This is a genomic window from Paenibacillus massiliensis 2301065 = DSM 16942, assembly GCF_000377505.1.
Classification (GTDB): domain Bacteria; phylum Bacillota; class Bacilli; order Paenibacillales; family Paenibacillaceae; genus Paenibacillus; species Paenibacillus massiliensis.
This window is the reverse complement of record NZ_KB898192.1, coordinates 283,509-304,419: the sequence shown is the minus strand read 5'-3', so window position 1 is coordinate 304,419 and position 20,911 is coordinate 283,509. Positions and strand designations below refer to the sequence as shown.

The window sequence follows — 20,911 nt, the reverse complement described above, 5'->3', positions numbered from 1 at the left end:
GAACTGAAGCAGAAGCGGATGCAGAAAGGGAGATGCAACATGTTAAAAGGACACATTCACTCACTAGAAACCTTCGGGACCGTAGACGGTCCCGGCATCCGCTTCGTGCTCTTCATGCAGGGATGCTTGCTGAAATGCCAGTACTGCCACAACCCGGATACGTGGGCACTGAACGAAGGAAACCCAATGGAACTGGAGGAGGTCCTGGCCGAGATTGAGCCTTACCTGAGTTACTATCGCTCGTCTGGCGGTGGTCTCACCGTCTCGGGTGGGGAACCGACCCTGCAGGCCAAATTCGTCGCAGAGCTGTTCAGAGCTGTGAAGGAACGCTGGAATTTGCATACCACACTGGATACCAACGGCTTCAATGATGCGGATCGAATTCATGAGCTGCTCGAAGTGACGGACCTGGTGATGCTTGATCTCAAGCATATCGACAATGAGAAGCACATTAAGCTGACGGGAAAATCGAACGAGCGCATGCTGGAAACCGCGCGCTGGCTGTCGGATCAAGGACGTAAGATGTGGATCAGACACGTATTCGTACCAGGTATTCATGATGATGAAGACGATCTCCGCAATCTGGGGCGCTTCATCGGAACCCTGCAAGGGGTAGAGAAATTCGAGATTCTGCCGTATCACCAAATGGGTGTGTATAAATGGGAGATGCTTGGTAAGGAATATCCACTCGAAGGTGTCCCATCACCTACAGAAGAAGAAGTACAGCGTGCTTATCGCCTGATTGAGAAGGGCAGAGCTGAGACTTCTGCACAAATCGCTTCATCTTATATGTAACTTTGATATATGTAATTTTGATCTAAGTAACGATTATATATGTAAATCAACACTTAGGAATCCGCTGCCTTCACCTCAACAATTTTGTATATATCATATGTATATCATGAATGTGTAACAAGCGCCGTAGTAGGGTTTACGGCGTTTTTTTCTTGTGATTTTAGACTTTATAGACGGGAAAATCTGTTTTGTTGAGCTCTTATTCATTTTACACTAGTGTTACAAATGTTAAGTTATGTGAACTCAAGTAATTAAAAATGTTTTCTTTAACTAATTTTGTATGATAGCGGAGCAACTTTTCGAACAACGGGGCGTCTAATAGTATGACTTTTTACGGGAAAGACTAGAAACTGCACTTAGAAGGAGACAAATAATGAATCTCAAGAAATGGACGATGCTCACAGTTCTGGTGTTAGCGCAGGTAGCTGCGGTACTCCCGGCGGGAGCGCAAGAAGCACAAGTCACCGAATCCAGTCTCGAGCAGACTGCTGATATCAGCGACTCTGTAACAAGTGATAATCAGAATACCAATGAAGATCAGGCAGAACAGCCTGCAGATTCCGCAGTAGATGCTGTAGAGCAGACAGATGCTACGACTCCTGTCACTCCACCTGTAGATACTGATAATCAGACCTCTGTACCTGGTACCGATGTTACGGATCAAGTGTACACTCCAGGAACGACCGGAACTGTTGGCGCACCGCAGAACTTGATTCTTTATATGAATAGCGCTCGCATCGTGCAGGATGGCATTGAATATACGGCTACCAAGCCAATGATGGTCAAGGACGGAGTATCCTATGTGGCTATCCGCTCGTTGGTAGACCGCGTCGGTCTGCAATTCTATTATGATGCAGCAACGAAAGAAACCGTCATTCGCCAAGGCAGTGACGAGCTTCGCTTCAAGACAGATAGCAATGTATACACGGTTAATGGAGTTCAAAAGACGATGAAGGGTCCTTCTTTCCAACAGGATAATGTCTTTATGGTTCCTCTGACCTCGATTACACAAGCATTGAATATTCCGTATACGGTTGATGCTGTGAACAAGACCGTTACGTTGAACCTGATTGCACTTCCTACAGCATCCTTCAAGGTTACGCCTTCGGAGATTTATGCTGAGCAGACACAAGTGGCTTATACAACACAATCCTCTTCTCCGCGAGGTTATGCGATTATCAATGAGCGCTGGGAAGGACGTCAAGACGTATTTCAGGAGCCAGGAACTTACGTCGTTACATATGCTGTGCAGGATGCAGCTGGTCAATGGAGTGAGCCTTACTCTGTGACCATCACGGTCAAGCCGCCGAATCAGCCGCCTGTAGCCATGTTCACCACCGACAAGAAGGAATATAAGATGGGGGAGAAAATCACCATCACTGACCTCAGTACGGATGATGAGAACGCCATTACCAAGCGTGAATGGAAGAACAACAAGCTGGCTTTCTTCGAGCCGGGTGAGGTTACCATTACTTTGACGGTTACAGACAAGCATGGTCTTACAGGTACTTATGAGACCTCAATTACCATTACAGATGAAGAGCTGTATAACGAAGATGACTTCAACAAATTCTTCACACCTTATGGCGACAAATATACCTTTAACGGTAGTGAAGTTCCTATGATGAGTTCAGTTCCATTGACGTCTACCTCGCAGCCACGGATGCTGATTCGTGCGAATAGCCCAGAGCGTGTGTTCCAGGATGGTATTGTATATCAAGAGGTAGGAGTAGGCAGCCAGCGTATTCTGGTGCATCATGTGAACGAGACAGGCCGCAATGTCAAAATGTATGTGATTGCGACGAATAACAACATCGTGCCAGCTTACATGAATATCGAGAATTCCGGCTTTGCAGGACCAAGCCCGTTCGCTACAGCGGCAGGAAAAGTGTCCATCCGCAAATACTTCGAATCCATGCAGACAGGCAACAAGCGCTCCAGTCTGGTGCTGAATCCAGGTGAGAGCCACATCATCCTTCAGGATCTGAATGCACTGCCGATCAAGCCGGACCAAATTATCTCCTTGCTGTCTGATCTCTACACGGATCAACCGATCCAGTACAGAGTAATTGTAGTAGAGGAGTCTGCTGACCCGATTGAAGCTCTGAATTATTTGCCGATGCTGGCGAAGGATGGAATTCATAACCGTGGTACCTACATGAATGCAGATCGCACTTATGAGTACACAGATGTAGTGGGTACTACCGAGCAACGTATCGCTATCGGCGATAACAATCTGGACCCGAATCTGAGCGGTTATGATGGTATGGATGGATCAGCTACGTCCAATGCCGGTAACTTTGGTGTAGTATACAAAATCAAGCTCGACCGAGTAGCTCCATACTCTCTAATCACGTTCAATCCGCGTGGCGGACAATATTCCGGGTTCGCCATGGTGAACAATCAGATCACAGGATTGCCTACGAACGGAGCTGTCGAGGCGCCGCACGAGAATACTGTGCTGTATCGGACTGGTGTGATTGAAGAGGCCGTTGAGATCTACTTTACAGCGGCAGCAGGCAGCAATCTGCCTGTCAATCTCTTGATTATGCCTTTGCCTGAGCGCAAGCACTAGTAGGATTTGAGCCGATGAGGCTATCCGATTGCAATAACTTTACCGTTAAAAGTCAACCCTAATGAGGAAGCAGCTCTTGATGTGGGTCCATCGGCGTAATGCCGGTGGATCTCAGAAGGGCTGTTTTTTTGAGTTATACCTTGGAGGACGTTTCAAAAATGGCACTTTAAAAAGACACTATAGTAGAGTTAGCGCTTGAGTACACATTCACTATGTGCCTTCCTTTGCTATTCGTTGTCCATTTCTTGCAGAGTAGCTGTTCGTGCTATAATGGAGAGAATGATAGGTGAAATAAAGACAACAGATGGAGGGAATAGGGTGAACAGCGCACGCTCCGCAGGAGAAGGTCATAAGCTCGATTCGAATCAGGAACGCGCTACTTCGCATCCACAGGATGCTAATCCTATAAGTGCCAGCCTGTCTGCTAAGAGGCATAATATGGGCCGCAGATTGGTTCAGGCTCCGATTCACTTTTATAGAAAAGCGATATCCCCACTCAAGCCACCGACCTGCCGCTTCTATCCAACCTGCTCTGCCTATGCGCTTGAGGCGGTAGAGGTGCATGGCCCTGCCAAAGGAAGCTGGCTCGCTCTGAAGCGCATTGGGAAATGCCATCCATTTCATCCTGGTGGGTTCGATCCTGTCCCCCCTCGCATCGAGACAATGGCTGGGCAAGGCGAACTGTCAGATACATGATCGTTATCCTTGACATGATGATTGGATTTTCGTTATATTTTGGTATAGAATGGTGAATGATGGTTAACAAGATGCATAACATAATCCTGTGAACGGATGAGTAAGGAGAACCCTGCCAGCACAGAGAGCCGGAGTTAGCTGCGAACCGGTCTGGTTAGATTCCTGAATATGGTCCCGGAGGAACCGCTTTCGAGCTTCAGCAAAGCTGAGGTAAGAGGTTGGCGTGATCCAGCGTTAATGGACGGTTGAATAACCGATGGAGCCTGCTGGCTGTGAAGCAGCGGGGAATTTGGGTGGTAACACGTGAGATGACTCTCGTCCCTTATAATGGGCGGGGGTCTTTTTTGTGGCCCATAAGCATGGCACCTAGCTGATTGCTCTGCATGAAGCGCAAATATTATGACAGGAGGATTTGAAATGGCGGATAACAAGACATTTTATATTACAACCCCAATCTATTACCCAAGTGACAAGCTGCATATTGGTCATGCGTATACAACGGTGGCTGGTGACGCAATGGCCCGCTATAAGAGACTGCGTGGCTATGACGTGCGATATTTGACGGGTACAGATGAGCACGGACAGAAGATTGAACAGAAGGCTGAGGCTGCTGGTAAGACGCCGCAGCAGTTCGTAGACGGCATCGTAGCAGGAATTCAGGAGCTGTGGCGTACACTGGACATCTCTAATGATGATTTCATCCGGACCACCGAGGAGCGTCACAAGACGGTGGTTCAGGATATCTTTGATCGACTGCTACAGCAGGGAGATATCTATAAGGGTGAATATGAGGGCTGGTACAGCATTCCGGATGAGACTTATTACACGGAGACACAGCTAGTTGATGTCGTGAAGGATGATGCCGGGAATGTCATTGGCGGGAAGAGCCCGGATAGCGGTCATCCTGTGGAGCTGGTGAAAGAGGAATGTTACTTTTTCCGGATGAGTAAGTATGCAGATCGACTGCTGCAATTCTATGAAGACAACCCAGGATTCATCCAACCGGAGTCGCGCAAGAAAGAAATGATTAACAACTTCATCAAGCCTGGACTGGAGGATCTGGCGGTATCCCGGACGACCTTTGACTGGGGCGTGAAGGTCAAGAATGATCCGAAGCACGTAGTCTACGTATGGATTGATGCCTTGTCTAACTATATTACTGCACTGGGATATGGCTCCTCGAATACAGAGCTCTATGATAAGTTCTGGCCAGCTAACGTGCACATTGTAGGTAAGGAGATTGTGCGCTTCCATACGATCTATTGGCCGATCATGCTGATGGCACTGGATCTGCCGCTGCCGAAGAAGGTGTTCGCTCACGGCTGGCTGCTGATGAAGGATGGTAAGATGTCCAAGTCCAAGGGCAACGTAGTTGACCCCGTGACCTTGATTAACCGCTATGGTCTGGATTCACTTCGTTACTATCTACTGCGTGAGGTTCCTTTTGGAGCGGATGGCACATTCACACCAGAGAGCTTCGTAGAGCGTGTAAATTCGGATTTGGCCAATGACCTGGGTAATCTGTTGAACCGCACAGTAGCCATGGTCGATAAATACTTCGAAGGACGCGTTCCGGCCTATGAGCCGCAGGTGACTCCTTTTGATCAGGCGCTGGAGGACCTGTCGGTCGTAACTTATCAGAAGGTGGAGGAAGCGCTCGAGAATATGGAATTCTCCGTCGCGTTGACGGCGATCGGCCAATTCATCAGTCGCAGCAACAAATATATTGATGAGACACAGCCATGGACTCTTGCCAAGGATGAGAGCAAGCGCAGAGAGCTTGCTTCGGTTATGCTTCATCTGGTCGAGAGCCTACGAATCGCCTCCATTCTGCTGCAGCCATTCCTGACCCGGGCCCCACGCAAGATCTGGGAGCAGCTTGGCATTACAGAAGGAGAGCTGACGGCTTGGGACAGTGGCAAGACCTTTGGCCAGATTCCAGAAGGAATGCAATTGCATAAGGGAGATCCGATCTTCCCGCGTCTGGACGCTACTGAGGAGGTAGCTTATATCGTGGAGGCAATGAGTGGTGGCGCCGTGGCAACTGCTGCAGATACGACACCAGCCAAGACGGATTCAGCGGCAGGCGCTGCTGCTGTAGAAGCTCCAGAGGTGAAGGAAGAGATCGGCATTGAGGATTTCGGAAAGGTGGAGCTGCGTGTAGCTCAGGTTATCGCGTGTGAGCCAGTGAAGAAGGCTGATAAGCTGTTGAAGCTGCAGTTGGACCTCGGGTATGAGCAGCGTCAGGTTGTCTCAGGCATTGCGAAGTTTTACACACCGGAGGATATGGTCGGACGGAAGGTTATCTGTGTAACTAATCTTAAGCCTGTGAAGCTGCGCGGAGAGCTATCTCAGGGAATGATTCTCGCTGCTTCTCACGGAGATCAGCTGACCCTCGCGACGGTACCAGAGTCGATGCCGAATGGTGCGATCGTCAAGTAAATCAAGTAGCATCAAGTATATATTCACATATAAGACCGGCAGGGAATAATTCCTTGTCGGTCTTACTTTGATTGTGTCTTAGAACAGAGGCGCGTATTACCTGATTGGCAGGCTCCCTGCTCGAAACAGCTCTATACTCGAAACAGCTCTATACTCGAAACAGCTCCATACTCGAAACAACTCTATACTCAAAAGAACTCTACTTCTAGAGAACGATACTCAATGCTCAATACTCAATGCTCAATGCGCTCCTTACTTGCATGGACTAGCCGAGAGACTCGGCTGCGCTGCGATTATTGATCGCTTGATATGGTGGTATCAAGGATTATAGGTTGACAGCAACGGAGTGGTTTTCTATAATCCGAATAGTAACCATTACGATTTAGGCGGGAGAGCGTTCATGAATAACGAAATACAAGTACAGCAACAACGGCAACAATTGATGGAACAGAAACTACAGAAACATTGGCAATCACATAACAAAAGTGGCATACTGAACCTTTGGCGGCGCAAGGCTGCAGCATATAGAGTAGCTTGGGTTGCGCTAGCAGCACTTTCATTCCTCGTGATCGCTGGTTGTGGTAGCCAGAGTCAAAGTGCTATTCAGGAGGGAAAGCTAAATGTAGTTACTAGCTTCTATCCAATCTATGAATTTGCCAAGGAAATCGGTGGAGAGGACACGAATGTAATCAATCTGCTCCCTACAGGCGTCGAGCCGCATGACTGGACTCCGAAGAGTCAAGACATTATGAATACTTCCAAGGCACAGCTGTTCCTGTATAATGGTGCAGGGCTTGAAGGCTGGGTGCCTAATTTCCTGCAAGGTATTGATAAGAGCTCCCAGGTCAAGGCCGTTGAAGTGAGTCAGGGCATTGAGCTCATCCATACGGATGAAGATGATGGACATAATCACGGTGCTACTGGACAAGCTGGAGATCCGCAGTCTGTGAGTGAAGTGCATGAACATGCGGATGAACATGAGCACGAGCATGATGCCCACGAGACGGCCGAGGCTGGAGCAAGCAGTTCTGGGGAGGATGCACATGAGAATGATGGAACGCATTATGTGGACCCTCATACGTGGGTTAGTCCCAAATCTGCCCTGATCATGGCCGAGAATATCAAAAACGAACTGGTTACAGCTGATCCAGAGCATAAAGTAGAGTATGAGCAACGTTACGAGGGGTTGAAGGAAAGGCTGGTAGCGCTGGATGTAGAATTTGAGCAGAAGCTATCCTCTTTGCCAAAGCATGAGATTGTCGTGTCTCATCAGGCGTTCGGCTATCTCTGCCGTGATTATGGCCTGGTACAGCATTCGATCATGGGACTGTCACCAGAGGCGGAGCCGCGTGGACAGGATCTTGTACGTCTGGCACAGTTGGTCAAGGACGAAGGCATCAAGTATATTTTCTTCGAGGAGCTGGTCTCTGATCGTCTTGCCCAGACCTTGGCGAGTGAAGCTGGTGTAGAGACAATGGTGCTGAATCCTGTGGAGGGATTGACCAAAGAGCAGGCGGCGAATGGTGATAATTATTTTACTCTTATGCAGAACAACTTGAATAATCTGGTCACTGCATTACAATAAAAGCGAAAAGCGGAATCAAGATGGAGGAGTTGTCATGGCTTATAGCGCAGTAGATTGTCACGATCATATTTTGCAGCTAAAGGACGTATCCTTTTCTTATCGGGACCAGCAGGTCATTTCTGGGCTCAGTTACGGGGTGCGTGAGCGTGATTTTGTAGGTATCATCGGCTCGAATGGTGCGGGAAAAACAACACTGCTGCGCATGATCGTAGGCTTGCTGCCCGTGACTCAAGGGGAGATTCGACTCTTTGGCGAGTCTGTCCAGAAGTTCAAGGATTGGGAGCGCATCGGCTATGTGCCGCAGAAGAACGCTTTTAATCCCTTGTTCCCTGCGACGGTCCGTGAAGTGGTGCTCTCTGGACTGTACAACAACAAGAGCATGTTTCGGCGTGTGGGCAGCAAGCAGCAGCGCCAGTGTGATGATGCACTGGAGACGATGCGTGTCCAGGATCTGGCGAACAAGCGTATAGGTCAGCTATCTGGAGGTCAACAGCAGCGTGTGTTTCTTGCCCGGGCTCTGATTAACAGACCTGAGCTGCTTATTCTGGATGAGCCGACCGTAGGGATTGATGCGGAGACACAGGATGATTTCTTTGAACTAATCAAGCATATGCATGCCCACCATGAAATGACCTTCCTGATGGTATCGCATGATATGGAGCGTATGCAGGGGTACCTTGGGGATCAGCCTGCAGCCAGAAATGGCAAGATTGGATTCTATGTCAAACATTCACATGAAGCACTGGATTGCAGGGAGACTGATTTGCAGCACTCGCTGATTTGACCTACCAGATCCGGTTCATTTATTAGAGGAGTCGTTGCAGTGGACATTTTATGGAGTGATTTTTTTCAAAGAGCATTGATCGGAGGGCTTCTCATCGGCATCACAGCCCCGCTGATCGGTCTATTTCTTGTTCTGCGCAGATTATCCATGATTGGGGATACGCTGGCGCATGTCACGATTGCTGGTGTAGCGCTTGGATTTCTGCTAGACAAGTTCCCATTATTCATGGGACTCATCTTCGCGGTGTTGGCGGCCTTTGCCATTGAGAAGCTCCGCAAGGCTTATAAGACGTATGCAGAACTGTCGATAGCGATCATTATGTCAGGAGGTGTGGCTCTGGCCTCACTGTTCTTCACTTTGGGGATGGGCTATAACACGGATGTTATGAGCTATCTGTTCGGCAGCATTTACACGCTGAATACGGGGGATGTCTATGTGGTGGGGGCCGTTACGGTCATTGTGGTAACTGTCGTCTTCCTGCTGCGCAAGGAGTTGTTCCTCCTCAGCTTCGAAGAGGATGCGGCAGCAGTTAGTGGTCTTCCCGTTAAGGTACTGAACTTGCTCATTACGGTAATGACTGCGCTCGTCATTAGCACAGCGATCAAGATTGTAGGGGCATTGCTGGTATCGGCGTTGCTGACGGTGCCTGTGGCGATCAGTCTTCTCATTGCCCGCAGCTTTAAAGCATCGGTTGTCCTGTCCGTCATTTTCGCCGAGATTGCTGTTGTAGTAGGGCTATTGATTGCAGGCATATGGAACTTGGCTCCTGGAGCAACAATTGTGTTAATGTTGATTGCCATGCTGATTACTGTGATGGCTGGTAAGAAAGGATTCACGACCTAGTCCCGAGAAGGGGGAGGTATATGCCGGATATTCATTGGGGCATTGCTTTTACGGCTGGACTCGTCTCTGCGCTGTCTCCATGCTGCTTACCACTTATCCCGGCCTATTTATCCTATATATCAGGTATTCCAGCTGGGAATAGGGGGCAGAATTCGCTTGCCATGGAGGAGCGACGTGTAAGGATGCTAACTCATGCGGTGGCATTTATCCTGGGCTTCTCGGCTGTATTTTATTCGCTAGGCGCAAGTGCAAGTCTATTCAGCTACTGGTTCGGGCAGTACCGCGATACGCTTCGCTGGATATCTGCGATCTGTATGATCCTGATGGGACTTGTTGCCATGAATGTGCTTCGGGTTCATCTATTCATGAGGGATTATCGGGTGTCTCTACGAATCAAGCCAGTAGGGTATGTGGGCTCACTTTTGGTCGGGATCGGCTTTGCGGCAGGATGGACACCATGCATCGGTCCGATGTTGGCTGCGATTATTGCCCTGGCTGCTGTAGAGCATCAGCAATGGTTCTGGCTAATGACCTGTTACGTGGCAGGGTTCGCCATCCCTTTTATATTACTAGCTGCATATGCAGGCTCAGGCCCACGGCTATCCGGACGATATGGGGCATGGGCGATGAAGCTGGGCGGAGGGATGCTTGTGCTAACAGGGTTCCTGCTTCTTACAGACCACTGGGCAGAGCTTAGTATTCTGCTTCAGCGCGTGACCCCCAATTGGCTGCGGCTGTAGTCTGAGACAACGATGATCAAGTTGCTATATGAGACTACAAATATTAAGTCCATATGAGTAAAGACTCTACAGCAAACTACTACTATGTGTATGATTTAAGTGAACAACGATATAAGGTTGAGTAGACAGCAGGGTGCCCGAATGAAGAATCGGAACACCCTCTTTTTTTCTTTGAAAATTAGAGAATAAATGTCTATACCCTGTGAAATAATCAAGTGTCATGTGAAATAGTCAATGTTTGCCTTCGGAAAATGCTCAAATATTCGTTCCGTAATGAACTCTCGCAGGGCCTGCTGCTGTTCATCCGGGTATACATATTTATTTTGCCCCCAGCGACCCCATTTTTTCTTTCGTTTCTCGATATCCATTTCGAGCTTGGTCTTGGGATATCTTTGCTCAATGACGGTCTTTGCGGTCTTCGTAAATCGGTGCTGAATCATCTCGAAGGTCAGATCCCGCTCGGCTTCAGGAGGCAATGTATCTGCCAGGCGCTCCAGTAGCTCAGCATAGCCTTGTTCCCATCCGTCATACCAGATAATAGGGGCAATAATAAAGCCTAATGGATAGCCTGCTGCGGCTACTTTACCTGCTGCCTCAATGCGTTCATGAAAGCGTGAGGTTCCCGGCTCAAATTGTTTGATTACGTAGTCCGAGTTGACGCTAAAACGAATGCGTGTGTGTCCATTATGCTGCAGACCCAGCAACGGCTCCACATGATGGTATTTGGTTACGAACCGAAGACGACCGAATTCTTCCTTGGCCATGAATTGAATCAGATCCCCCAGCGAGCCAGTAATATGCTCCAGACCTACAGGATCGGATGTACAAGCTGCTTCGAAGCGCGTGATCTCTGGTGCTCTTTCCTCAATATATTGCTTGGCGGACTGTAGGATATCGTCTGTATTGACATACACTCTGACATAAGGCTTGGCACCTAGGGTTGTCTGTAAATAGCAATAATGGCAATGTCCCATACATCCTGTGGAGATCGGAATGGCATATTCTGCAGAGGGCTTTGACTGGTCAAAGGTTAAAGTCTTGCGGAGGCCCACAACTAGCGTTCTTTTGGCCATACGGTACTTCTCCTGATCCGTTTCGCCCGGCAGGTTGGTAATTCGGTTATGAGAGGTTGTCATCTGATAAGGAATATTTTGTGCCTGGACCCAGTTCATAATATGCTGTCCTTTGGGATAATTCAGGGCATCTGGCTCAAAATAAACTAGATCGGGAATAAACGGCTTGGTGGGCTGTAACGTTCGAGCTGGACGAGCCTCGGTTATGGTTGCTCCGATCGGTATCCCCTCCTTTTTTTGACCATGCAGAATGGTTAGGATGACATCCTTAGAATGTGCTGATTTAGCGGGATCAAACGTGGCAATACATGTGAGCGAAGGGTGACAGGACTTGCCAATGGGTGTTGAGAACATGTATCATGGTTTAAGCAATGTAACAGCAGCACAACGCTGAAAAGAGGGAAAGAAAATGCCAACACCAAGCATGGAAGATTATCTGGAGCGAATTTACAAGTTGATTGATGAGAAAGGGTACGCAAGGGTCTCGGATATTGCCGAAGGTCTTGAAGTACACCCTTCATCGGTAACGAAGATGATCCAGAAGCTGGATAAGGATGAATATTTGATATATGAGAAATACAGAGGCTTGATTCTGACTCCCAAGGGCAAGAAGGTCGGCAAGCGCCTGGTGGATCGCCATCATTTACTAGAAGAATTTCTGGAACTGATCGGTGTAGATGAGGAGCATATATATAGGGACGTCGAAGGAATTGAGCATCACTTAAGCTGGAACTCCATTACTTGCATTGAGACGCTTGTGGAGTATTTCCGTCAGGATGATAGCCGAATTAAGGATCTTCGACATATTCAGGAGGAGCTTGCCAAGGAATCCTGATGAGGAATCACAAGCTATTGCAACGGAACATGAGTCTGCTTGCCTTTTCTTGACGTCTGAAGACGTTTTTTTAGATGATATAATTTATAATTTCTCAGCGGAGCTGAACAATTCTATCATCGCAAGAAACCTCAACCAAGCGCGGTCTGCCTTCTGTGAAAGTACGTCGTTAGACGTTTTTTTTATTTTGCGGAAGACCGCAACCAACGTATTCTTTGGAACGTCTATCCTTTATAGACAACTCTTGTTGGCTGTAGAACTGAATAGAATGTTTCGGAGGTCAGAGATGTACAAGAAATGGTTCAAGACTTGGATGATTTGCGTAATCTTGCTATCCAGCATATTCGCACAGACGACAATATCGGCGGCAGCTCAGGATATCCAACTGGCACTTGATGGACAGACGCTTGATAGCGATGTGGCGCCGTACATAACAAGCAATAATGTAACGATGGTTCCTCTTAGAGTCATAAGTAACGGACTGGGTGCCTCTGTAGACTGGCAGCAAGCCACGGAGACAGTAATCATTACGGGGAACGACACTCAGCTCATGATGAGCAGGGGGGATCGATCTGCACTGGTGAATGGTAGCCCCGTCGCACTGGATTCAGCTGTGCAGACTAGAAATGGACGAGTGATGGTACCGCTGCGCTTCATAGGGGAAACGCTTGGTCTACAGGTGGATTGGAATGCTTCGACAAGATGGATTACACTGCAATCCGGGTCAGGTCAAGGAAGCATAGCTCCTTCTTTGCCGGGAAATACGGCTACTCCATCTACGGATTCTGGCAGCTCACGTCCAACACCTGCTGTACAAGCCTCTTCCTCCATGAGGGGAGCCTGGGTAGCGACTGTTAACGGTGACTGGCCATCGGCATCAGCCAAGAATAGTGCTCAGAAGCAGCGTCAGGAATTCACAGCGCTACTGGATGATCTGCAAGCTATGGGCATCAATGCGGTATTTGTTCAGGTACGGGCAAGCGGTGATGCGATCTATACCTCCAAGCTAGTTCCCTGGAGTAGGTACTTGACCAATACACAGGGGAAAGACCCTGGCTATGATCCATTAGCCTTCATGATTGAAGAGACACACGCCAGAGGGATGGAGTTCCATGCGTGGTTCAACCCGTTCCGGGCTAATACGACCAGTGCCAAGACGGGACTCGCTAGCAATCATGTGGTGAACGAGCACCCGAACTGGATCGTGAATACAGGTAGCCAGCTGTACATTAACCCAGGAATACCGCAAGCGCGTCAGCACATTATTGATGCGATCATGGAGGTCGTGAACAATTATGATATTGACGGTGTGCATCTGGATGACTATTTCTATCCATACAGCGGGAGCTTTAATGATGATGCGACATTTAAGGAGTCAAATGGCGTCTTTTCGAATAAGGGTGACTGGCGTCGGAACAATATCAATGTGTTCGTTAAAGAGCTAGGTGCATCTATCCATGCCAGCAAGCCGAAGGTTGAATTCGGGATTAGCCCATTTGGTGTATGGCGGAATAAATCGGTAGATATCACAGGCTCGAACACAAAGGCAGGCGTAACGGCATACGATACGACCTTCGCAGATGTACGTACCTGGATCAAGCAGGAATACATTGATTATGTTGTTCCACAGGTCTATTGGAGTATTGGCTTCGCGGCTGCACCTTATGATACGTTGGTATCCTGGTGGGCTGGGGAAGTGAAGGGAACGAATGTCAAGCTGTATATTGGTCATGCCCCGTACAAATTAGGTACGCCTGAGAAGGGCTGGCAGACAGCTCAGCAAATTATTGATCAGTTAGCATGGAATGAGAGCTACCCTGAGGTTAAGGGAGACATTTTCTTCAGTGCCCAGCATTTACGCAAAAATCCACTCGGTCTGAGTGAGCTTCTCAAATCCTATTATCAATAAAATGTATAGCAAAAACAGCAGCGACACCCGACATGCTTGGGTCTTCGCTGCTGTTTTTGCTGAGAAGCTGAAGCTCAGTTGTTCCATAACGATGTTCACTTATAGTGCATTGCTTCACTGTGTTCAACTATGCTACGGTGGCTTTGTTGGCAGCCTGTCGCAGCTCTGTACGGCGACCGAGCAAGTAGCCAATCAAGGAAGCCATCATTTGCTGAAAGACCATTCCCAGCACAACCGGAACGGCAACTGGAGGAGGGAAGAACGTAACAGCGAGTACAGCGCCTGCGCTAATATTCCGCATTCCCCCATTGAACATAAGAGCTACCTGATCGGCTTCATTCCATCTCAGTAAGCGAGAGCTCAAGTAGCATAATAAGTAGCCTATGGCTGCCAGTAAAACAATGACGAGGGCCATGCCGACGAGCGGCCAGTCAATATTCGTGAGATATGGTGCAACTACCGAGCCATTAATGGCAACAACAACAGCCATGAACAGCTTGGAGAAAGGGTTCAGCCTAGGACCCCAAATTGGTGCGATAGCACCCTTGGTCCATTCATTTAACATCATTCCGACCAGAGAAGGAACGACAATCATCCAGAACAGACTGCCCATCATAGCCGCCGAATCCAGTTGGATACTCGTGCCGAGCAATAATGACATAATGCCTGGAACGATAAACGGAGCAAGCAACGTGTCAATCAGAATGATGCTAAGTGTGAGTGCAATATTGCCTCGATAGATCGAGACCCAGATAAAGCTGGAAATCCCGGTTGGTATCACAGCGGCTAGCACCATTCCGGTAATGGTATAGGCATCTGTCGGATATACGAGATGACCTAGCCCCAAAGCGACCAGCGGCATGGCAAGATGCAAAATAAACAGACATACAATTAGAGGTAGAGGCTTCCGCAGAACGCCTACTAAATCACGAAAGCTCAGACTGATGCTGCCTGCAAAGGTCATGAATGCAAATAGCCATGGAGATAAAAACGTATAAGGCGAAAGCATACTTCCACACAGCACACCAATCAAAATGCTGGCTGGTGTAATAAGGGGCATAATACGATTCAATCGTTGGTTCAGAACCTGTAGCATAAAATTAGACATCCCTTTTCCCATATAATTTTCTATTATACATCTTTGAAGCAGTCAGGAATTTGTTTTTTTGGCAAACGTTCAAATGTATTACTTTGTGCATAGGATGAGAATGCGGCGTATGATATAATGTTCCATGCGAACTTAACAAGGTGGTTGAAATGATGAATTCCTATCAAGATTTATGCAAAAAAGTATTTAGTGATTTTCCTGAGGCACACACAAAATACGCAGAGCCTATCTCGAAGCATACATATACCCGCCTAGGCGGTGCAGCGGATCTGCTGATGTTCCCCACCGCGGTGGAGGAGGTCGCAACCATTGTTCAGCGGACGAAGGCACATGACATTCCGCTGACGATCCTTGGTTATGGCTCCAATATGATTGTCAGAGACGGCGGCATTCGTGGTGTGACCATGTCTCTGCAGCATTTGAATGGAATTGATATCCATGAAGGCATTTTGAAGGCACAGGCAGGCTCCTCTATTATTGAAGTCTCGCGGTCCGCGCTACGAGCAAGCTTGACGGGACTGGAATTTGCCTGTGGTATCCCCGGCTCTACCGGTGGGGCTCTATACATGAATGCGGGTGCTTACGGAGGGGAGATGACGGACGTAGTCATCAGTGCTACCATCGTGACTGAGCAAGGTGAGATCGTGGTAATGAGCAAGGATAAAATGGAGCTGGCTTATCGTCATAGCAGGTTCATGCAGACAAGAGACATTATTGTCGACGTGACATTTCAGTTGACTCCTGGGGACCCGGCGCTCATTCGTGCCAAGATGGAGGAGCTAACTCTGGCGAGAGAATCGAAGCAGCCGTTGGAATACCCGTCATGCGGAAGTGTGTTCAAGCGCCCGCCAGGATATTTTGCAGGTAAGCTGATTCAGGATTGTGACCTTCAGGGAACCCGAATTGGTGGTGCAGAGGTGTCTACGAAGCATTCAGGCTTCATTGTGAACGTGGACCATGCTACCGCCCAAGATTATATTGATCTGATCGCTTTGGTGCAGCAGCGTGTCCGTGAGAAATTCCAGGTTGAGCTGGAGACCGAGGTAATTATCATCGGGGAATAGAGCGCATAGCTGCTTCTGCAGCTGCCTACAGTGGCAAGATTCAGAGCCGCTATACGATTCGTCGTATGGCGGTTCCTTCTTTTTCCTTGACTTTTTAGCCGCTTGTCATGATATAGTTATGTAGACCGATTGTTATATTAAATTTTAAGGGTGTGAGTGTGTGTGTGAAAAAAAATAGCTCGAAGGACTTAATCATTGATACAGCCGCAAGATTATTCTTCTCACAAGGCTATCATGCTACAGGTCTGAACCAGATTCTGAAGGAAAGCCAGGCGCCAAAGGGTTCCCTATATCATTATTTCCCTCAGGGCAAGGAAGAGCTAGCTCATGAATGCATTCATCAGACCAATCTACACATAAAGAACCGGTTTGAGGAGTTTTTTGCAAAGTACGACAATACTGCCGATGCGATTCAGGCTTTTATTCGTTCCATGGCGGATGAAGCGGAGAGCAACGGCTATACCGGGTTCATGCCCTTCAGCCTGTGGGCCGCTGTTGAGACGGCCTGCGTCAGCCCACGCCTGCGTGAGGCATCCCAGGCTGTATTTGTGGATTGGCAAGAGATTATTTCTGAAAGTCTGCACAAAGACGGCTTCTCTGATCAACAAGCTGAGGAGATTGCCTTGCTTATTATTTCCCTCATGGAGGGAGCCCTGATTATTAGCTTGACTCGCCAGGACAAGACACCGCTACTCACGGCGGCCGAATTCTTGGTTAAAGTGGCAAGGACTCCTGAGCAAGAGGCTTAGTTTTTGGCATTACACAGAATATTTACAGAGAGATAGGTTGAACTTAAAGCGTAATTTATTTGGTTTGACTTATCATTGGATAGAGGAGGATGGATCGTGGAAGCGACCATGAATGCCGATCTTACTAAAGATCAACAACAAGAGAAAGATAACAAACAATATAAGGTATTGCCCATTTTATTCGCCATGCTGCTCAGTGGATTTATGGGACTGTTCAGTGAGACGGCGCTAAATGTAGCCATGACTCCACTCATGAGGCTGCTTGAGGTAGGTCCTACTACTATTCAATGGCTGACCACAGGGTATCTGCTGGTCATGGGGATACTGGTTCCTACATCTGGACTATTGCTGCAATGGTTCTCAACCAGACAGCTATTCACGACATCATTGATATTTTCTATTGCAGGCACCATAGTTGCTGCTATAGCCCCAAGCTTTGAAGTGCTGATGGTGGCACGCGTACTGCAGGCGACTGGTACAGCATTGTTGCTACCGCTGCTGTTCAATACGATTCTGGTGATCTTCCCGATTGAGAAAAGGGGAGCCGCCATGGGGCTGATTGGTCTCGTGATTATGTTCGCGCCAGCTAGTGGTCCTACCGTATCTGGTCTTATTCTTGCGAATCTTAGCTGGCATTGGATTTTCTGGATTTCTCTGCCGTTCTTTGTTATTTCCCTGCTGTTCGGTCTGCTGTTCATGCCGAATATCTCGACGTTGACCAAGCCAAAGATTGATGTGCTTTCCTTAGTTCTGTCTACACTGGGCTTTGGTGGAATTGTGTATGGCTTCAGTAGTGCAGGCGGCCACGGTGATGGGGCTGCGGGCTGGACAAGTCCGAATGTCATTGCAGCAATTGTGATCGGTGGTATCTCGCTGCTCTGGTTCGCGATTCGTCAGCTTCGCATGCCACAACCGTTGATGGATTTGCGCGCCTTCAAATATCCGATGTTCACAATTGGTCTGGTGCTGATTTTCATTTGTATGATGATGATGCTGTCCACCATGCTGATCTTGCCGATGTTCCTGCAACAGGGACTTCAGGCTACAGCTCTCGCGGCCGGTCTTGTGATGCTACCAGGAAGTCTGCTGAATGGATTCCTCTCTCCATTTATGGGAAGATTGTTTGACAAATTCGGCCCACGTTGGCTTGTTATTATCGGGATGGCTGTAATTTCTATTGTCCTGTTCGTATTGTCGGGTATTGATAACACAACCCCATTCGGATTGATTGTAGCACTGCACATCTTCCTGATGATCGGGATCTCGATGGTTATGATGCCAGCTCAGACGAATGGTCTGAATCAATTGCCAATTGAATATTACCCACATGGTACAGCGATTATGAACACGTTGCAGCAGGTAGCTGGAGCGATCGGAACAGCGCTGGCCGTGAGTATTCTGGCGGCAGGGCAGACTCGTTATTTGAATAGTGTAACGGATCCTGCTATGGCAACCGAACAACTGGCCTATACAGCAGGTGCTCAAAGTGCCTTCTTGTTCGCGCTTCTGCTTGCTGTGCTCGGTCTGATCGTTGCTTTCTTCATCAAGCGTGTGAAGGTGACTGGACAAGGTCAGCAAGGTCCTATGCATTAAGATTTTTGTAATCAAAATCATGTGGATCTATACTAAAAGTTAGAACTAATGAACTGCGTTTCGTGTGTAGGTATTGCCTACAGCGAAGCGCAGTTTTTTTATGTGTACACTTGGCTAGTAATAACTCAATCCATGATGCCAATAACGTGCGTTGTACATATCTGATTTTGAATGATTGAGGCGATTTATGAGTTCCAAAGCTCATTTTACAATAAATTCCTTGACTTGCTTGGGCGTAGTGGCTACATTGAGATGGTCAGATTCCAGCTTCCTGAGTGTGGAACTTGATGAAAAGATTGGGGAGGATTAATAGAGATGAAAAGAGAAGCTGGATTTTGGATACGATTAGGGGCATTTGCTCTGGATATGTTGATAATCGTACTTCCCTTGTCCTTTGGTCTGGGCTTTTTTGGCGGATTCATGAATGGATTTGTGGAAGGATACACCGGAACAGTCATAGAGGAAAGCAGTGGAAGAGATGAAACTATTAAAAATATAGTAAATCTGGTGTATTTCCTGTATGCCTTGTTGCTCCCTGTTTTTTGGAATGGCAGAACGATTGGAAAACGCATCTGTGGTATTAGAATTGCCAAGTACACGACACTTGAGTCGCCTAACATTGGTAACATGCTATTACGGGTGCTCGTAGCGGGAATTGCATATGTGTTTACATTTGGTATTGGTTATATTGTTAGCCTCTTCATGGTTATATTCAGGCAAGATAAGCGTTCACTCCATGATATGATTGCAGGCACGATCGTTGTAAGAGCAGATGTAAGCTACATGGATACCCCGGGGAGTATTGATCTCCACAAGTACCCTAGTCGCTTCTAATGTTATACTTGCGCCATTGCACTAATAATTACGCATATAAATGATTCGCATATAAACAACCCCTGTTCCCATATACATGTATCACAACGGGAACGGGGGTTATTTGTCATGCTTATTAATGGTGTATTTCAAGGCGGAGGGATGAAAGGGATTTCGCTGGCTGGTGCAGTTCGGGCAGCTGAGCAGAACGGAGTTGTATTCAATCGATTGGCCGGTACCTCCTCTGGTGCGATTGTCGCTGCCCTCATTGCCGCTGGGTACACCGGAGAGGAAATGAAGGAGCTGATTCTGGAGACGCCATTCGTTAGCTTGCTGCACCGTTCTCCCTTGTTCAATGTAAAATGGGTTGGTCCCGCTGCGCGAATCTGGTTGAAAAAGGGATTGTACTCTGGAGAGGCACTAGAGCATTGGGTCCGTGAGTTACTTAGAGCTAAAGGCATTCGAACCTTTGGAGATCTTCCACCAGGCAAGCTGCGGGTCATTGCATCCGATATTACCAATGGACGCATCCTAGTACTCCCTGATGATGTGAATCGCTTTGGGCTAGAGCCGCATTCGTTTGAGGTAGCGAAGGCCATCCGGATGAGCACAAGTATTCCGTATTTCTTCGATCCGGTTATGATCCGGCTCAATACGAAGCTGGCCAAAGGGCAGGAGTTCTCTAATCAATTCGTCTATGTGGTCGATGGTGCCATTCTCAGCAACCTGCCGCTGTGGCTATTCGATCAGGAGCGAGCGGCGAAGGGGAAACGAGCAGAGGATATACCTACAGTAGGCTTTCAGATTGTGGGGAAAAACGAGACCAAGACTGCCTTCATTCGTGGACCACTCAGTATGCTACAGGCGATTGTGGACACGATGCTGTCTGCACACGATGAGCGATATATCGAGCAGGAGAATCGCTACCGTACGATCAAGATTCCTGCCTTGGGTGTGCGCACGACGCAGTTCAATCTATCACCTGAGCAGGGAGAGCAGCTGTACGCATCAGGCCTGCACGCAGGCAATGATTTCTTCCGCAATTGGAGCGTCGCCGCTTACCAGACGCAGTTCAAGAAGTTCCAAAGACTGAAGGACTCGGCTTTCGCAATGAAATAGCCATAGCCATCGCGATAACAATTACTATTGTGATAGAGGCGGCTAAAGCATAGCCATCATTATAGGCATGAGAAAAACGTCTATCGACGGACAAAAGCCAGACCGCGTTTAGCTGAACTTTTGCTTGGATCATCGAATATCGAATTGTTCAGCTTCGCAGAAACCATATAAATTCGATGATTTAACAA

The 20,911-nt window shown here is 48.0% G+C and carries 17 protein-coding genes and 1 other annotated feature; of the genes, 15 read left to right on the top strand and 2 right to left on the bottom strand.

Features of this window, described 5'->3' with window-relative positions:
- Positions 1-39 precede the first annotated feature (39 nt).
- From pflA to D328_RS0117890, 8 genes are all read left to right on the top strand, one after another.
- Entirely contained in the window at positions 40-795 is a 756-nt protein-coding gene (pflA, locus tag D328_RS0117925) for a pyruvate formate-lyase-activating protein (RefSeq protein ID WP_018886415.1), read from the top strand.
- A gap of 373 nt (positions 796-1,168) precedes the next feature.
- Positions 1,169-3,370: a copper amine oxidase N-terminal domain-containing protein gene (locus D328_RS0117920; protein WP_018886414.1), complete on the top strand. Its 2,202-nt coding sequence runs from the start codon at positions 1,169-1,171 to the stop codon at positions 3,368-3,370.
- A 438-nt stretch (positions 3,371-3,808) separates the two neighbouring features.
- Entirely contained in the window at positions 3,809-4,066 is a 258-nt protein-coding gene (yidD, locus tag D328_RS31350) for a membrane protein insertion efficiency factor YidD (protein ID WP_025680601.1), read from the top strand.
- A 79-nt stretch (positions 4,067-4,145) separates the two neighbouring features.
- Positions 4,146-4,392, top strand: a binding site (T-box leader).
- A 91-nt stretch (positions 4,393-4,483) separates the two neighbouring features.
- Complete coding sequence (metG, locus tag D328_RS0117910; protein ID WP_018886412.1) at positions 4,484-6,508, top strand: methionine--tRNA ligase; 2,025 nt, start codon at positions 4,484-4,486, stop codon at positions 6,506-6,508.
- A 400-nt stretch (positions 6,509-6,908) separates the two neighbouring features.
- A complete protein-coding gene (locus tag D328_RS0117905; RefSeq protein ID WP_018886411.1) occupies positions 6,909-8,093 on the top strand; it encodes a metal ABC transporter solute-binding protein, Zn/Mn family in 1,185 nt (394 codons plus the stop codon).
- Positions 8,094-8,127: 34 nt separating this feature from the next.
- Positions 8,128-8,877: a metal ABC transporter ATP-binding protein gene (locus tag D328_RS0117900; protein WP_018886410.1), complete on the top strand. Its 750-nt coding sequence runs from the start codon at positions 8,128-8,130 to the stop codon at positions 8,875-8,877.
- 39 nt (positions 8,878-8,916) lie between these two features.
- Positions 8,917-9,720, top strand: coding sequence for a metal ABC transporter permease (locus tag D328_RS0117895; protein WP_018886409.1), 804 nt, complete (start codon positions 8,917-8,919; stop codon positions 9,718-9,720).
- A 20-nt stretch (positions 9,721-9,740) separates the two neighbouring features.
- Positions 9,741-10,460 carry a cytochrome c biogenesis CcdA family protein gene (locus tag D328_RS0117890; protein WP_018886408.1) on the top strand — a complete coding sequence of 240 codons (720 nt, stop codon included), beginning with the start codon at positions 9,741-9,743 and terminating at the stop codon, positions 10,458-10,460.
- 218 nt (positions 10,461-10,678) lie between these two features.
- On the opposite strand, the gene splB is transcribed toward D328_RS0117890, so the two are convergent.
- Positions 10,679-11,887 carry a spore photoproduct lyase gene (gene splB, locus D328_RS0117885; protein ID WP_018886407.1) on the bottom strand — a complete coding sequence of 403 codons (1,209 nt, stop codon included), beginning with the start codon at positions 11,885-11,887 and terminating at the stop codon, positions 10,679-10,681.
- A 55-nt stretch (positions 11,888-11,942) separates the two neighbouring features.
- Here splB and mntR point away from each other — a divergent pair, with 55 nt between their 5' ends.
- Both mntR and D328_RS0117875 read left to right on the top strand, forming a co-directional pair.
- Positions 11,943-12,368, top strand: a complete 426-nt coding sequence (gene mntR / locus D328_RS0117880) for a transcriptional regulator MntR (RefSeq protein WP_018886406.1) — start codon at positions 11,943-11,945, stop codon at positions 12,366-12,368.
- 286 nt (positions 12,369-12,654) lie between these two features.
- Positions 12,655-14,277 (top strand): family 10 glycosylhydrolase, encoded by a 1,623-nt coding sequence (locus tag D328_RS0117875; RefSeq protein ID WP_018886405.1) that lies wholly within the window; start codon positions 12,655-12,657, stop codon positions 14,275-14,277.
- Between the two features lie 127 nt (positions 14,278-14,404).
- Here the strand turns inward: D328_RS0117875 and D328_RS0117870 are convergent, their stop codons facing one another.
- The gene (locus D328_RS0117870; RefSeq protein WP_018886404.1) at positions 14,405-15,373 is read right to left on the bottom strand and encodes a bile acid:sodium symporter family protein; all 969 of its coding nucleotides are present in this window, start codon (positions 15,371-15,373) and stop codon (positions 14,405-14,407) included.
- Between the two features lie 164 nt (positions 15,374-15,537).
- Here D328_RS0117870 and murB point away from each other — a divergent pair, with 164 nt between their 5' ends.
- From murB to D328_RS0117845, 5 genes are all read left to right on the top strand, one after another.
- A complete protein-coding gene (gene murB / locus D328_RS0117865) occupies positions 15,538-16,449 on the top strand; it encodes a UDP-N-acetylmuramate dehydrogenase (RefSeq protein ID WP_018886403.1) in 912 nt (303 codons plus the stop codon).
- 164 nt (positions 16,450-16,613) lie between these two features.
- Positions 16,614-17,198, top strand: coding sequence for a TetR/AcrR family transcriptional regulator (locus D328_RS0117860; RefSeq protein WP_018886402.1), 585 nt, complete (start codon positions 16,614-16,616; stop codon positions 17,196-17,198).
- A gap of 108 nt (positions 17,199-17,306) precedes the next feature.
- Entirely contained in the window at positions 17,307-18,791 is a 1,485-nt protein-coding gene (locus D328_RS0117855; protein WP_051091166.1) for a DHA2 family efflux MFS transporter permease subunit, read from the top strand.
- A gap of 315 nt (positions 18,792-19,106) precedes the next feature.
- Entirely contained in the window at positions 19,107-19,625 is a 519-nt protein-coding gene (locus D328_RS29370) for an RDD family protein (protein ID WP_018886400.1), read from the top strand.
- A gap of 108 nt (positions 19,626-19,733) precedes the next feature.
- Positions 19,734-20,723 carry a patatin-like phospholipase family protein gene (locus D328_RS0117845; protein ID WP_018886399.1) on the top strand — a complete coding sequence of 330 codons (990 nt, stop codon included), beginning with the start codon at positions 19,734-19,736 and terminating at the stop codon, positions 20,721-20,723.
- Positions 20,724-20,911: the final 188 nt, after the last annotated feature.